The sequence below is a fragment of the Pseudoclavibacter sp. RFBI5 genome (assembly GCF_002931395.1).
Lineage (GTDB): Bacteria > Actinomycetota > Actinomycetes > Actinomycetales > Microbacteriaceae > Pseudoclavibacter.
Genome location: NZ_PSYA01000011.1, coordinates 95,473 through 109,136 on the forward strand (window position 1 = coordinate 95,473; position 13,664 = coordinate 109,136).

At 67.2% G+C, this 13,664-nt stretch carries 11 protein-coding genes; 6 read left to right on the plus strand and 5 right to left on the minus strand.

All coding sequences use genetic code 11. The features are described from left to right. Positions 1 to 1,143: a zinc-binding alcohol dehydrogenase family protein gene (locus tag C5E06_RS14645; RefSeq protein ID WP_104307380.1), complete on the plus strand. Its 1,143-nt coding sequence runs from the start codon at positions 1 to 3 to the stop codon at positions 1,141 to 1,143. 239 nt (positions 1,144 to 1,382) lie between these two features. On the opposite strand, the gene C5E06_RS14650 is transcribed toward C5E06_RS14645, so the two are convergent. Beyond that, positions 1,383 to 2,078 carry a TetR/AcrR family transcriptional regulator gene (locus tag C5E06_RS14650; RefSeq protein WP_104307381.1) on the minus strand — a complete coding sequence of 232 codons (696 nt, stop codon included), beginning with the start codon at positions 2,076 to 2,078 and terminating at the stop codon, positions 1,383 to 1,385. Positions 2,079 to 2,438: 360 nt separating this feature from the next. Here C5E06_RS14650 and C5E06_RS19705 point away from each other — a divergent pair, with 360 nt between their 5' ends. The 3 genes from C5E06_RS19705 to C5E06_RS14660 all read left to right on the plus strand — a co-directional run bounded on the left by C5E06_RS19705 (position 2,439) and on the right by C5E06_RS14660 (position 5,639). Further along, positions 2,439 to 2,561, plus strand: a complete 123-nt coding sequence (locus C5E06_RS19705; RefSeq protein ID WP_258064808.1) for a hypothetical protein — start codon at positions 2,439 to 2,441, stop codon at positions 2,559 to 2,561. Positions 2,562 to 2,644: 83 nt separating this feature from the next. Next, entirely contained in the window at positions 2,645 to 4,243 is a 1,599-nt protein-coding gene (locus C5E06_RS14655; RefSeq protein WP_104307382.1) for an amidohydrolase, read from the plus strand. A 16-nt stretch (positions 4,244 to 4,259) separates the two neighbouring features. Next, positions 4,260 to 5,639 carry an APC family permease gene (locus C5E06_RS14660; RefSeq protein WP_104307383.1) on the plus strand — a complete coding sequence of 460 codons (1,380 nt, stop codon included), beginning with the start codon at positions 4,260 to 4,262 and terminating at the stop codon, positions 5,637 to 5,639. A 109-nt stretch (positions 5,640 to 5,748) separates the two neighbouring features. Here C5E06_RS14660 and C5E06_RS14665 read toward each other — a convergent pair whose 3' ends face one another. From C5E06_RS14665 to C5E06_RS14680, 4 genes are all read right to left on the minus strand, one after another. Beyond that, positions 5,749 to 6,354 carry a DUF1349 domain-containing protein gene (locus C5E06_RS14665; protein WP_104307384.1) on the minus strand — a complete coding sequence of 202 codons (606 nt, stop codon included), beginning with the start codon at positions 6,352 to 6,354 and terminating at the stop codon, positions 5,749 to 5,751. Positions 6,355 to 6,443: 89 nt separating this feature from the next. Beyond that, entirely contained in the window at positions 6,444 to 9,302 is a 2,859-nt protein-coding gene (locus C5E06_RS14670) for an aminotransferase (protein ID WP_104307385.1), read from the minus strand. 58 nt (positions 9,303 to 9,360) lie between these two features. Further along, on the minus strand, positions 9,361 to 10,134 hold the full coding sequence (locus tag C5E06_RS14675) for an SDR family NAD(P)-dependent oxidoreductase (protein WP_104307386.1): 774 nt from the start codon (positions 10,132 to 10,134) through the stop codon (positions 9,361 to 9,363). A 98-nt stretch (positions 10,135 to 10,232) separates the two neighbouring features. Further along, positions 10,233 to 11,297: a phosphotransferase gene (locus tag C5E06_RS14680; RefSeq protein ID WP_104307387.1), complete on the minus strand. Its 1,065-nt coding sequence runs from the start codon at positions 11,295 to 11,297 to the stop codon at positions 10,233 to 10,235. A 58-nt stretch (positions 11,298 to 11,355) separates the two neighbouring features. Between C5E06_RS14680 and C5E06_RS14685 the strand changes: the two genes are divergently transcribed. Both C5E06_RS14685 and C5E06_RS14690 read left to right on the plus strand, forming a co-directional pair. After that, positions 11,356 to 12,750, plus strand: coding sequence for an aspartate aminotransferase family protein (locus C5E06_RS14685; RefSeq protein WP_258064805.1), 1,395 nt, complete (start codon positions 11,356 to 11,358; stop codon positions 12,748 to 12,750). A 57-nt stretch (positions 12,751 to 12,807) separates the two neighbouring features. Further along, positions 12,808 to 13,554: a GntR family transcriptional regulator gene (locus C5E06_RS14690; protein WP_146081393.1), complete on the plus strand. Its 747-nt coding sequence runs from the start codon at positions 12,808 to 12,810 to the stop codon at positions 13,552 to 13,554. The last annotated feature ends 110 nt before the right edge of the window (positions 13,555 to 13,664 follow it).

Consider the following 13,664-nt stretch of genomic DNA (forward strand, 5'->3'; position numbering starts at 1 on the left):
ATGAGAGAAAACACTGCGGCGTGGATCGATGCCCCATACGCCGACCTGACGATCCGAGACGCACCCGCACCCAAGCCGGGGCCGGGGCAGCTGCTGATCGCAGTGCGCGCACTGGCAGTGAACCCCTTGGATGCGATCATCCAGTCCAACGGACGGCTGATGTACGGGTGGCTGCAGTACCCGGTGATCCTCGGCGAGGACGTCGCGGGTGTCGTCGTCGAGGTCGGCAAGGACGTGGGCGCCTTCGAGGTCGGCGATCGCGTCACGGCGTACGCGATCGGTTTGGAGAAGGGCCGCGACGCTGTGTCCGCGAGTGGCTTCCAGGCATACGTCGCCGTCGACGCGAATCTTGCCGCGGCTCTCCCGGACGCACTGGCGTTCGAGGAGGCCGCCGTCCTCCCACTCGCGCTGTCCACGGCGGCAGCCGGGCTCTTCGAAACCGCGCAGCTGGGGTTGGACTACTCCAGCCTCGGAAGCCCGGAGACTCGCGACGAGGTCGTCGTGGTGTGGGGTGGCGCGACGGCCGTGGGAGGCAACGCGATTCAACTCGCCCGAGCGGCCGGCTATCGAGTCGTCACGACTGCCTCTGCCCGCAACCACGAACAGATGAAGAGGTTGGGAGCCGAGGCGGCATTCGACTACCGCGACGCGGACGTTGTCGACCGGATCATCGAGGCTGTCGACGGTTCCGTCGTCGCGGGTGTCCTGGCCATCGCCGTGGGGTCAGCCGAACCGTGCCTGAAGATCGCTCGGGCGACCGGCGCGACGAAGATCGCGATGGCGAGCCCGCCCGTGTCGTTCTACGAGCAGCCCCGTCGAGGTGGCCTCTCCCTCGCCCGGATCCGCCTGCTCCTGCGCTTGGGAACACGGAGCGCGCTGCTGCAAGTACGCAGCCGTGCCCGCAACATCAGGGCCTCGTTCATCTGGGGAAGCGCCATCTCGACCTCTCCCGTTGGTGCTGCCATCTGGGGGAGCTACCTCCCCGAAGCTCTCGCATCGGGCCGGCATCGCGCCTACCCGAATGCCCACGTTGTCGGAGACGGCCTTTCTGCTCTCCAAGGAGCGATCGACACGCTCCGCGGTGGCGTGTCCGCTCAGAAGCTGGTCGTCACACTGCACGACGCTGCGTCGGGGGACGCCTGATCACCCGCAGCCTACGAGGCCGCCGGACCTCACGCGGCATTGCGCGGTGCTCTGCGTGCTGCGCACTGTAGGGGAGTGCCACATGCTCGATAGTGTCTGCCCGCGCCGTCCGTCAGGTGGCTGCGGTCTCGCAGGAATTCTCGTGCTCTTCAGAAGCGATCCGGTTCTCCAAGATCTGCCACAAGAACTCGATGTCCCAATCGCCTCTCGGGCAAAGTGTGGAGTGGGATGAGCTGGGCTCAGCTGCAGAGGCGCGCCAGACGCGCTCTCAGGCCCGTCAGCATCGCGTCGAGGCCTGCCTCGAACGACGCTAGGGCAGGGTCCTCTCCCCATGCGGAGCGCCGGCTTGCAGCGGTTACCCGGCTCAAGGTCGGCGCGTCGTCTGGGCTGCGGAGCTCGAACATGTCGTCGGCGGCGACGGCGTCCAAGGCGGCACCGAGAATGAAGTCCTCCAGCGCTACGAGCGCTGTCATAACGTCCTCTTCTGGCCACCCCGCGCTCAGGAAGGCCCCGACTACCCGCTCATACATCTCTGTCGTTCGACCGGCGCCGTCCAGTGCTGTGGTGGCGAAGACCGCGATCGTCGCGGGGTGACGCGCGAAGGCATCACGGTATGACCGCGCCCAGACTCCCAGCGCTTCGAAGAAGGGGGTCGAGTCGAAGATCTTGACGTCGATCCGGTCGCTGACCAGCTCGCGGACACGAGCGAGCACTTCCTCTTTGCCGGTGACGTGGTTGTAGAGCGCCGAAGTGCCGACACCCAAGTGGCGCGCTAGCTGCGTCATCGTGAAGTCGCCGTCATCATCGAGCAGTTCGATGGCGCCCTCGGCGATGCCGTCCGCGGTGATGAGTGGTTTGACGGGGCGACCCGCGCGTCGGGCGGGTCGCGGAGGTGCTCGTCTCTCGCCCGCAGCTTCGGGAATCTCGGGAGTCATTGAGGCCTCATCGTACTCTCCGCCTGGTTCCCTCGTTCGCCAGCTGAAGAACGAACCCCGCCTCCGCCTGAAATGAATGTCCTTCATTTTAATGCGGCCCCTGCAGCGGGTGCAGCTGGAAACAAGCCCGTAATGAGCCCGTAATCCGTCCAAAAGTTCTTGTTGTGCGGGCTAGGTAGGCGGGTCTACTATCAACCCACAACAAATGAAACGCTTTCATTTGCTGGATCCCGGCGGTGCTTCGAAGACGTCTCATCCCGGGCTGCCCCACTCGGACCACGCCTCACTCACTGCCACGCTGACGCTCCTCCCGTTCCATGTCAGTCGACTCACATCCGTTCCTGTCCAGAAGGTCTGCACATGCGCACATCCACCCGTTTCACGCCCGTCATCGTCCCGGCATGGTCGCTCCGGGTCGCCGCGTCCCCCTCCCTCGCTCCTCCCCCTGACACAGCACTCGACACCGCCGCGGGCGCGAGCTGACGCCGACCACCGATTCCCGGCTGGCGCAGAGTGCGCCAGCGCTTACCGCAAGAAACCGCCCAAGAGGGCAGCAGGAGGTTCCTATGACTGTCACCGTGTTCCGTGACGGCACCATCCGTGTTGACGGCTCATCGCCGGACGCCGATCAGCTCATCATCGTCGACGGCGTCGTCGCGCCCGAGGGCAGCGCTGTACCCGACGACGCCGAATACGTCGATCTCGAGGGTGGGCTCCTGCTGCCCGCCTTCGGCGAGGGCCACGCTCATCCACTCCTCGCCGGGCGCGAGCGCGTCGGCCCTGAGCTGCGAGACGCCAGGACCGTCGAGACGATCGCCGCCCGCGTGCAGGCGTGGGCCGCCGTCTCGGATGCTCCATGGCTGGTAGGGGGGAGCTATGACGCCACGATCGTGGAAGGCGGGATGTTCGACGCCCGCTGGCTCGACGGGGTCGACCGGCCCGTCGTACTGCATGCGTGGGATTACCACACCGTCTGGGTCAACAGCGCCGCGCTCCGCGCCGCCGGGGTCGATGCGACGACCCCGGACCCGGAGCTGGGCCGCATCGCACGTCGCCCCGACGGCTCGCCCCTGGGAACGCTCATCGAGCGCCCGGCGATCGACCTCGTGCTTGCTCACGCGCCGCAGCCCGCGATCGCCGCCGACGTCGATGCTCTGACATGGGCGGGCGAGCACCTCGCGGCACACGGGGTGACCTGGGTGCAGGAGGCCTGGTGCGAGGTCGAAGACGTTCCTGCCTGGCTCGCGGCCGCCGCATCCGGCCAACTCGTCGTCGACGCCGACCTCGCCCTGCGCGCCGACCCGATCCGCTGGCCCGCTCAGCTCGACGAGCTGCGACGCATCGCCGACGAGATCGATGGCACCCCGGGTCTGACGTGCCGCACCGTGAAGTTCTTCGTCGACGGCATCCTCGAGAATCACACGGCGCACCTCCTCGAGTGCTACCACGACGCTCTCACCCGCGGCCTGCCCAACTGGTCGCCAGAGCGGCTCGTCGACGCCGTGGCGGCGTGCGACGCCGCCGGATTCGACGTCCACCTGCACGCCATCGGCGACGGCGCAATGCGCGCAGCCCTCGACGCCGCAGAGGGCATCCGCGAGAGCCTCCGCCGCGGCCGGCGCCTCACGATCGCGCACGCGCAGGTCATCGACCCCGCCGATCTGCCGCGCCTCGCCGACCTCGACGTGACGATCTGCTTCCAGCCCCAGTGGGCGCTCGAAGACGCCGTCATGACCGATCTCACGCTGCCACGCCTCGGCCCGCAGCGCGAACTGCAGTACCGCATGCACTCCGCTCAAAAAGCCGGTGCGCGCCTCAGCTTCGGCAGCGACTGGCCCGTCGCAGCCCCCGACATGCTCGCTGGTATCCGTACTGCGGTCACCCGTCAGGATGTGGGCGGCCACCCCTCTGGGGGATGGCAGCCGCAGGAGCGACTCACCGTGGACGAAGCCATCGACGCCGCCACAAGCGGCGTCGCGTGGCAGGGCGGCGATCAGGACCGTCGCGGAGCTCTCCGCCCCGGGATGCCCGCCGACCTCGTCTGGCTCACCGACGATCTCCGCTCGATCGAGCCCGCTGCCATTGCCAACGTCCGCGTCCGCGGTACGTGGCGGCGCGGCATCCGCACCTTCACAGAGACGACCTCCGTGGTCGCCGCACGCTGACCCGAACAGGACTGCCATGAAATCCACCGACACCTCACTCAAGCGGGTGATGGGAATTCCCTCCCTCGTCATCTTCGGCCTCGCCTATATGGTGCCCCTAGCCGTGTTCACCACCTACGGCCTGGTCGCCGTCACCACGAACGGGCACGTTGCGACCGCCTATCTCGTGACCCTCGTCGCGATGCTCTTCACCGCCCTGAGCTACGCCGCGCTCGTACCCGCCTTCCCTCGTGCGGGCAGCGCCTACACGTACGCCCGTAAGACATTCGGCGGCCACGTCGGCTTCCTGACCGGTTGGGCGCTCATGCTCGACTACCTCCTGCTCCCGCTCATCAACTACGTGCTGATCGGCATCTACCTCAACGCGCAGCTGCCCGCCGTCCCGCCGTGGCTGTTCGCGCTCTTCAGCGTCGTGCTGATCACAGCCCTCAACGTCGTCGGCGTCGCCGTGGTGCGCAACGCCAACCTCGTTCTCGTCGGGTTGCAGTTGATCTTCGCCGCCGTCTTCGTCGTCTGCGCGATCAGCTACGCGATTCAGAACCCCACCGCCTCGCTGCTTCAGCCGCTGTACGACGCCGGACTCACCTTCCCCGGACTGCTCGCCGGCGGGGCCATCCTCGCGCTGTCGTTCCTCGGGTTCGACGCCATTTCGACGATGTCGGAGGAGGCGCGCGACCCAGGTCGGACCGTGCCGCGGGCGATCATCATCACCACGATTCTCGGCGGGCTCATCTTCACCGTCATCGCCTATGTCTCCACGCTCGTGATCCCGTCGGTCGCGGACATCGACAACCCTGACGCGGCGGCGAACCAGATCATGGAGGTCGCCGCAGGCAAATGGCTCGAGATCTTCTTCCTGGTCACCTACATCGCAGGGTGCTACGCCGCGGCGCTCGCCTCCCAGGCCTCCGTCGCCCGCATCCTGTTCGCGATGGGTCGCGACGGCGTGCTGCCGCGCCGCCTCTTCGGCTGGGTCAGTCCGCGCTGGCAGACACCGATCGGCGCCGCGCTGTTCGTCGGTGTGGTGTCACTCGCTGCCGTTGTCGCCGATCTCAACACCGTCGCTTCGGTGATCAGCTTCGGCGCGTTGACCGCATTCTCACTCGTCAACCTGGCGGTGATCAAGCACTTCCTCATCGACCAACGCCGCCGTGGGGCCGCGGCAGTGCTCCGCTTCGGCGTGCTGCCGACGCTGGGGTTCCTGCTCACCGCGTGGCTCTGGCTCAGCCTCTCGGGTCTTGCGCTCGTCGTCGGGCTCATCTGGGTCGCTCTCGGTGTCGTCTGGCTCGCCGTCATCACCCACGGCTTCCGTCGCCGACCGCCGGAGGTCGAGTTCGACGAGACTGACGCCGTCCCCGTCCCCGTCGCCGACTCCGGTGTACGCGTGATCGCCTGAGCCACCCGGGATAGGACGAGGACCTCCGTGGTCGATGTGGGTCATCACACCCACTCGATCCACGGAGGTCCTCGTGTCACACGTCAGTCAAGCCGTTCGCCGGCGCGGTTCAGTCGCCGTTGCGCAAGTCCACGACTGTCCGACGCTCGAACGCGATGTCGGCGAAGGAGACTCGGCATCCGTCCCCGGTCGGGCTCTGCACCTCGAAGCCCACCGACAACTCGGTCGCCACTCGCGGCAGTGAGAACGCGCGGATGAAACGCCATGCAGACCCGTCGTGCGCGTGGAATGCCAGCACCCTGCCCACTCGCGCGAGACGGAGGCGCACATCGGGAGCATTCACGATGAACCCGTTGGCGTCGTCCGAAAGCCCTCTCGTGACGACCGAGACGACCATCAGCGCTCCCGCCGGAGAACGTTCGAAGCACAGCTTCGCCCAGTTGGTGTCGTCAACCCACGCGAGCAGAACCCCTGCGTCGAACGTCGCCCGAAGCTCGGGTGTCACCTCGGCAGCGAACGTGAAGTCACCTTCTGGTGGGGTCCCCAGGAGGGTGTGGGCATTGAGCAATGTCTCCGCGGCGACACCGCTCTCCCCACTGGGATCGACGAAGAGGTCCGTCCCGGCAGGGGCGGCTCCTTCGAGACCTGAGGTCGTGACGGCCCAGACTGAGCCCTCCGAGGGGAGGAGGTCGAACGGAAGGGTGGGAATGCGCATAGCGGTCTGCCTAACGAGAGTGAGATTCGGGCTTCGGGATGCAGCGACCTCGTGGCGTCGAGACGCGCCTCTCCGATGAGTGGGTCGGGTCAGAATCCGGTGGTGAGCACGCGGTCGAGGGCGTCGACGAAGACGTCGACCGAGGCTCGCGTGACGACCAGTGGAGGTTTGACTTTGAGGACGTTCTGGTAGTCGCCGGTGGGCTGCATGATGACTCCCAGCTGAAGGAGGCGGTCGCAGATCGCCGCGGTCTCGGCGGTGGCGGGCTCGAGCGTCTCGTGATCACGCACGAACTCGACGCCGAGGTAGAGGCCGGAACCGTGCACGGTGCCGATGAGGTCGTGCTTCTCGCCGAGCTCCTCGAGGCGTCGCTTGAGGTGGCCTCCGACGACGCGCGCGTTCTCTTGCAAGCCCTCCTGCTCGATGACGTCCAGCACGGCAGTGCCGATGACAGCGGAGACCGGGGAGCCTCCGGTCGAGGAGAAGAAGTACCCTCCGCTGCGGTAGCGGTCCGCGATCTCGCGGCGCGTGATGACGGCGCCGAGAGGCTGCCCGCCACCGATGGACTTGGCGACGGCCACGATGTCGGGCACCGCGTCCTGCTGCTGGAAGCCCCAGAACCACTCGCCGAGTCGGCCGTACCCGACTTGCACCTCGTCGGCAATCGCGAGACCCCCATGGCGGCGGATCGCCGCGTAGACCTCCCGCAAGTACCCCTCCGGGAGTGCGATGCCGCCGGCATTGCCGAAGTACGTCTCAGTGATCAAGCCGCCAGCGGGGCGACCGGCGGCGGCGAGCTCGTCGATCACCGCGACGGCTTCCGGCGCGTAGTTCACGGCATCCGCCCCTCGGTACTTTCCGCGGTAGGAGTTCGCCGCGTCCACGGTGTGGACCCAGTCGGGGCGCGTGGCGAGGGCGTTCGGGTTGTCCGCGATGGATGTGGACACAGCGTCGCTGGCGTAGGTCCACCCGTGGTAGGCCTCGCGCATTGCGACGATGTCGGGGCGACCCGTCGCTGCCATCGCGAGGCGGATGGCGAGGTCTGTGGCCTCGGAGCCGGAATTCACCAGGAAGACAGTGTCGAGCGCCTCGGGCAAGGTCGCCGCGATCCGCTCGGCGTAGTCGGTGATCGCGCGGTAGTGGAAGCGCGAGTTGGTGTTCAGCAGGTGCATCTGCCGCGAGCCCGCCGCGACGACGTGCGGGTGGGCGTGGCCCACTGAGGCGACGTTGTTCACCATGTCGAGGTAGACGCGACCGTCCACGTCGATCAGATGCTCGCGCCAGCCTCGCTCGATTCGCGGTGGTACGGCGTAATAGTGCTCCTGAACCTCAGCGAGCACCTCATGGCGACGCGCGAGCGAGTCGTCGTCGGCCGCCGTCTCCGAAGGCAGGCCGATCGCGACTCCTGGGTCGCCTGTTACCTCGCGCCAGGCTGCGGCGAGGGCGGGTGTGACTCGCTCCGGCGGCATCATCCCGTCGATACCGCGCCGCAGGGTCAGGCGGGCGCGCGCGGGCAGAACAGCCGATGCCAGGTCTTCGAAGGCGCCAGAGATCGTGAGGATCTCCTCGCCGGACCTCCATGTGAGCGTTCCCCCCGCCACGACGGTCTCGCCGTCGATGCGCGTCGGGGTGGCCAGCCACAGCAGAAGGTCGGTCGGGATCGTGTCGGTCGCCGAGGGCAGCGGGTCGGTCTCGCCCGTGAGGCGCGCAGACCATGCAGGCGCGGTCACGATACCGGCGCCAGCATCGAGTGCGTGCTGCGCTGCTTGGTCGAGGGTCGTCGTGTCGAGCCACGCTCCGCCGTCGTTCAGCGGCGACTCGGTGGCGGTGTCGAGCGCGACGTGCCGCCCGGGCGAGAGGAGGCTCGAGCCCGCCCATGCACGTTCGGGCGCGCTAGGGCGGCCCAGGGCGGTGCGTGTCGCCGCAGTCAGCACGGGGATCGGGACCGATATCGCCTGCTCGAGGATCTGGAATTCGCGCTCGAGTGCGACGGTGGCGTACTCGTTCTCCTCGTCGACGCGTACCTGAGCGCGGCCGCTCAGCACTAGCACGGCGCCGCGCAGGATGACGAGGGGCCACAGTGCGGTCAGCTCGTCATCGGTGAGGTTGCGCAGGCGATCGAAGGCGCGAATGGCAGGGAAGGCGCTCTCCGGGGACGCGCCATCGTGATGCAGCACGGAGGAGACGGTGACGGCGATGTCACCCACTCGCCACGACGCGCACGTGTCGCCGAAGTCGATGACCGCGTCGGGCACGGTGGCGCCGCAGGCGCGCAGCACGTTGTCGTCGGTGACATCGAAGTGCCCGGTCTGGATCGGCAGGGAGGCCTTCACCGGGGCGAGGGCGGCGCGGGCGGTGTCGGCGGCGCGCTGCACGATGCCGCGCATGTCGGCATCCGGTTCGAGGGGCAGGAGCGTATCGATGACACGCTCGGCATGACGCAGATCCCATTGGAGGATACGGCTCGTTGCGGGGTGCGTGAAGTCCGCGAGGGCGGCGCTCACCGCGCCCGAGAGCGCGCCGAGCCCCTCCACCACGGCGGGCGAGAGGTAGGACGACCCCATGAGCGTCCGGCCAGAGACGTTCTCGATGACGCGGGCGTGAATGGGCCCCTGGGACGAATTCCACCACGCCGACATAGCGCCGCGGGGTCCGTGGACGATGCGGGGGACACGCACCTGCGGACTGCGCTGCGCGACCGTTGTCGCCGCGGCATCCTGCATGTCGATCTCCGCTTCGCTGAAGACGGGGTTGCTCAGCTTGAGGACACCGAGCGGCTGCGTCGACCCCCGCTCGAAGACGCGGACGTTCTGATCCTGCTGGCTGCCGAGCGCCTGCACGTCGATCTCGATCCCGAACATTTCCACGAACAGTCGCTGCACCTCCTCGTCGGAGAGCGTCGGGGTGGGGAGATCAACTTGTGTGAAGTAGTCGAAGACGTCGGTCATGGCTTTTCCTTGGGTGCTGTGTGAAGTGGAAGTGTGAGGTCAGGTCGCTGCGCTCTGGTCATCCCATGCCACGCTCCTCGTCGATCGAATTGCCTCCGTCGACCAGCAGCAGTTGCCCCGTGATGTATGAGGCTCCGGCTCCTGCGAGGGAGCAGATGGCAGACGCGACTTCCTCGGCCGAACCTGAGCGGCCCATCGGGGTGGCCCGCCCCATGGAGCGCTCGTGATCGCTGGACGAGGACGTCGAGATCCACCCGGGTGCGACGGCATTCACCGTGATGCCAGATGCCGCCACGTCGATCGCGGTTCCGCGCGTCAGGCCGATCATCCCCGCCTTGGCGGCGTGATAGCCGATGTCTCCCCGGTAGGCCATCACCGGCCCGGAGAGAGAGGCGACGTTCACGATGCGCCCGTAACCGGCTTCCCGCATGTGCGGGATGACGGCGCGCGTCATCCGCAAGGCTGTGGTGAGGTTCAGATCCAGCGCGCTCCGCCACTGCTCGATGGAGATGTCATCGATCGCGGCGGTGGGCTCGGCGCGCGAGACGGAAGTGAGACCTGCGTTGTTGATGAGGACGGTCGGGACGCCGTACCTCTCACGCGCCGCAGTGAGAACAGCATCCACCCCTCGCTGTTCCGTGAGGTCTGCCACGACTCCGCTGGCGTCGATATCGGCTCGGTGCAGGTCGGATACTCGCTCGTGGATGCGGTCTGTCGTTGAGGTGACGACGACCTTCATGCCGGCCCGACCGAGCATCATCGCGACGGCGGCTCCGATTCCCTCGGCGCTGCCCGCTCCGGTGATGATCGCTACGCGGCTTGGGGTATCCATTGGCTTCCCACTTTCTGGACGATCGGTGTGTCTCGAGATCCACTCGGGGTCTTGGTGCGCGGACGGGGCGCGGCCACGCTTGCACTTCTTCATGGTCGTTAGACCGCGTGGAGGAGCGCCTCTGCGGTCTCGAGAGAACCGCGTCGACGGTGCGCGGCGTAGTCGCCCCGGGCGGTGCCCAGGCGTGACATCCATACCGTGGCGTTGGCGAGCAGCCGTGCGGCCGCGAGCGGCAGCACGACCGCAGCTTCGTCCGATGTGACGGGGACAGACGCAGACCATCCGGTCATGACCTCGTCCACGGCCGACATGGGATCGGCGCAGTGACGCGCAGCGTAGGCGCCGGCAATCACGGGTTCCGAGATGCGGATGCTGCGGGCCATATCGCCGAAGTCGAGGATGCCGGTGATCGTCGTGTGGTCGGTCCCGGGCCCCACCAGGAGGTTGGAGTCGTGAAGGTCGTGATGCACAACGGTGGTTGGGAGTCTGCTCAACCGAGGCGCCACGCTCTCCGCCAGGAGGGTGAAGACGGTGTCGGCTGCGCGCTCGAGCCGCGCAACTTCCTTCGCGGTCCCCGGGAGCTGTCCCTGGTCCGTGAGGATCGCAATGCGCTTGAGGGCACGCTCGATCGTCGTCCTGGACTCGGTGATCTGCCACGGGTGCTCTCCGTGTCCGGCCGGTGCGCTCTCCAGTCGGAGACACTGGTGAAGTCGCGCCGCGACATGGCCGATCTCGCGGAGCAGTTCCTTCCGCATCGGCACTCGTTCCAGTGGTGTTCCGCTCAGCCAGTCTGACACCTGAACGAGCAGCGCCCTCTTGCCCGTCTCGGCCTCGACGGTGAGCTCTCCGGCAGTGGATCGTCGCGGCTGGGCGACCGGGAGCCCCGCTTCCGCGACCCTCTGGACGACTTCCTGGTGCCACCGAAGGGGGGCGCTCGAGGATGCGTCGGCCCAGAAGACCTTGACGGCGAATGCCGTATCTCGGTCATCGACTGCGCGGAACACGGCGGCGCTCTCGGCCCCGACGGCTTGAACGGCCGACGCGTGGATCTCGAACCGCGTCCGCAGGATCTCGATGATCTCGGCGTCGGCGACGTTGACCTCGTCGACCGCGGCAGCAGATGCGTGCGCTGAGGCCGAATCGGCGTCGGTTGTGATGTTCATGCGAGTAGGGTATCAATATTGGTGACCAATAGTCGAGTTGGTGACCAAAGGAGGCGACATGGGTTTTCCCGGTCAGATGCACATGGTGAACAGCTACGACCCCGCCTCTGGCGTGGAAGTAGGGCGCAGGGCGGCTGAGCTGATCGAGCGGCGGCAGAGAGTGCTTGGCGCGCCTTATCGGCTCTTCTACGAGCGCCCCGTTGAGGTAGCTCGCGGAGACGGCGCCCTCCTGTTCGACCCCGACGGCGTCGACTACCTCGACGCGTACAACAACGTGCCGGCCGTCGGGCACGCGAACCCGCGAGTGCGGGCGGCCGTCGACGAGCAGCTCGGGAAAGTCAACACGCACACCCGGTACCTCACGGATCAGATCGTCGACTACAGCGAACGACTGGTCTCCCTGTTTCCCGACTACCTGGAACAGGTGGTGTACGCGTGCACCGGCAGCGAGGCGGTGGATCTCGCGCTCCGAATGGCACGGCATATCACCGGCGGGACCGGTGTCGTCATCACCTCGAATGCGTATCACGGGACCACGCAAGCCAGTGCAGCCATCTCGCCCAGCCTCGGGCCGAACAACACGCTCCCAGCCCACGTCGTGACCGTGCCCGCGCCCGACCCATTGCGAGACCCGTCGGACGAGGGGGCGTCGGCCGCGCTCTTCGCGCAGCGCGTCGAAGACGCGATCACCCTCCTCGAGCGGAGGGGCGTGAGATTCTCCGCCCTCATCATCGACTCGGTTCTCTCCAGCGATGGTCTCGTGACGCATCCACAGGGAGTTCTGCGGCCTGCGGTCGATGTCGCTCGCAATCGCGGTGGCCTCTACATCGCCGATGAGGTCCAGCCGGGCTTCGGTCGGCTGGGATCCGCGTGGTGGGGCTTCCTTCGGCACTGCGTCGAACCCGATCTCGTCGTCCTCGGAAAACCTATGGGCAATGGCCTCCCCATCTCCGCGGTAGTAGGCAGACGCGAGCACATGGATGCCTTCGGGCGCGACGTCCGGTACTTCAACACCTTCGCAGGAACCCCGGTGAGTATCGCCGCGGCGAACGCCGTCCTCAATGAGATCGAGGATCGTGAGCTTCTTCCGAGCGCGGCAGCCGTCGGAGCTGTCCTCATGGACGGACTGAGCGAACTTGCACGCCAGGATCCGCGTCTCGGTCAGGTTCGCGGCGAGGGTCTCTTCCTCGCCGTCGAGTTCGTCCGGAGTGGCATCCACCCCTTCGGCACCCCCGACCCCGGTCTGGCGAACCGGGTCGTCAACGGGCTGCGAGCGAAACGAGTGCTGGTCAGCGCGTCCGGCCGTCACGAGAACGTCCTCAAGATCCGACCTCCAATGGTCTTCGAGTCACAGCACGCAGACCGGCTGCTCACGGCACTCAGCGAGGTGCTCTCGGAAACCGAGAACGAAGATTCCGTCACTGCTGAGGAGAGAGACCAGATGCCGTCCTAGGCACTGACAAATCCAGCCACGGGCCCCATCGCCCGTCGTGCGATCCGCCTGGCGGGCGTGCGACGGACGGCGCTGACCCCGTGGGTACACTGGCGACGACCACGACACCTGGTCACATCTGATGCGGCCGCTTCTGGCGGCCCGGAGGCAAATATGGTTGCACCCTCGCTGATCGCCGACCATCTGCGCGACGACATCCTCGCGTTGCGGTTCGAGCAGGGCGAGCCTCTGCGGGAGATCTCGATCTCCGACCGGTTCGGCGCCTCACGACGATCCGTCAGAGAAGCCCTTCTGATGCTCGCGCAAGAGGGCGTGGTCACCCACGAGAAGCACCGGGGCGCCCGCGTCCGCCAGTTCAAGACCGACGACGTCACGGACCTCTACGCTGCCCGCGCTGTCCTCGAGGGCACAGGTGCCCGCGCCTGCGCCGATGCGCCGGACTCCGCACTCGACACCGTGATGGTCTCGCTAGCTGATCTCCGGCGGGCGGCCGCGGAGGGGCAGAACTCATCGCGTCACGCGACGGCGGACGTGCAATTCCACGCCTCGGTCATCGCCCTTGCCGGCAGTCCTCTCCTTGATCAGTTCTTCGCCTCTATTCGCAGTCAGATGACCTTCGCGATCAGGCTCCTCCAGCGCCGGGAGGTGGTGGTCGGATGGCACCACGAAGACGCACTCCGGGAACACGTGCTCATTGCCGAAGCACTTCTCAGACGCGACGCCGAGACCGCTCACGCGGCCGTCCTGGAGCACATACGAGCGAATGAGCAGGTTCTCCGGAGCATCGCCTCGGCGGGAGCGTGACACGTGTCTCGTACAGATCTCCAGACGCGGCCGGCGATTTCCCGGGGCTTGCCGACGAGCCGCAGAACCGCGCTGCGGGACCGCCCGATGTGCGGATCCCGGCCTCGATG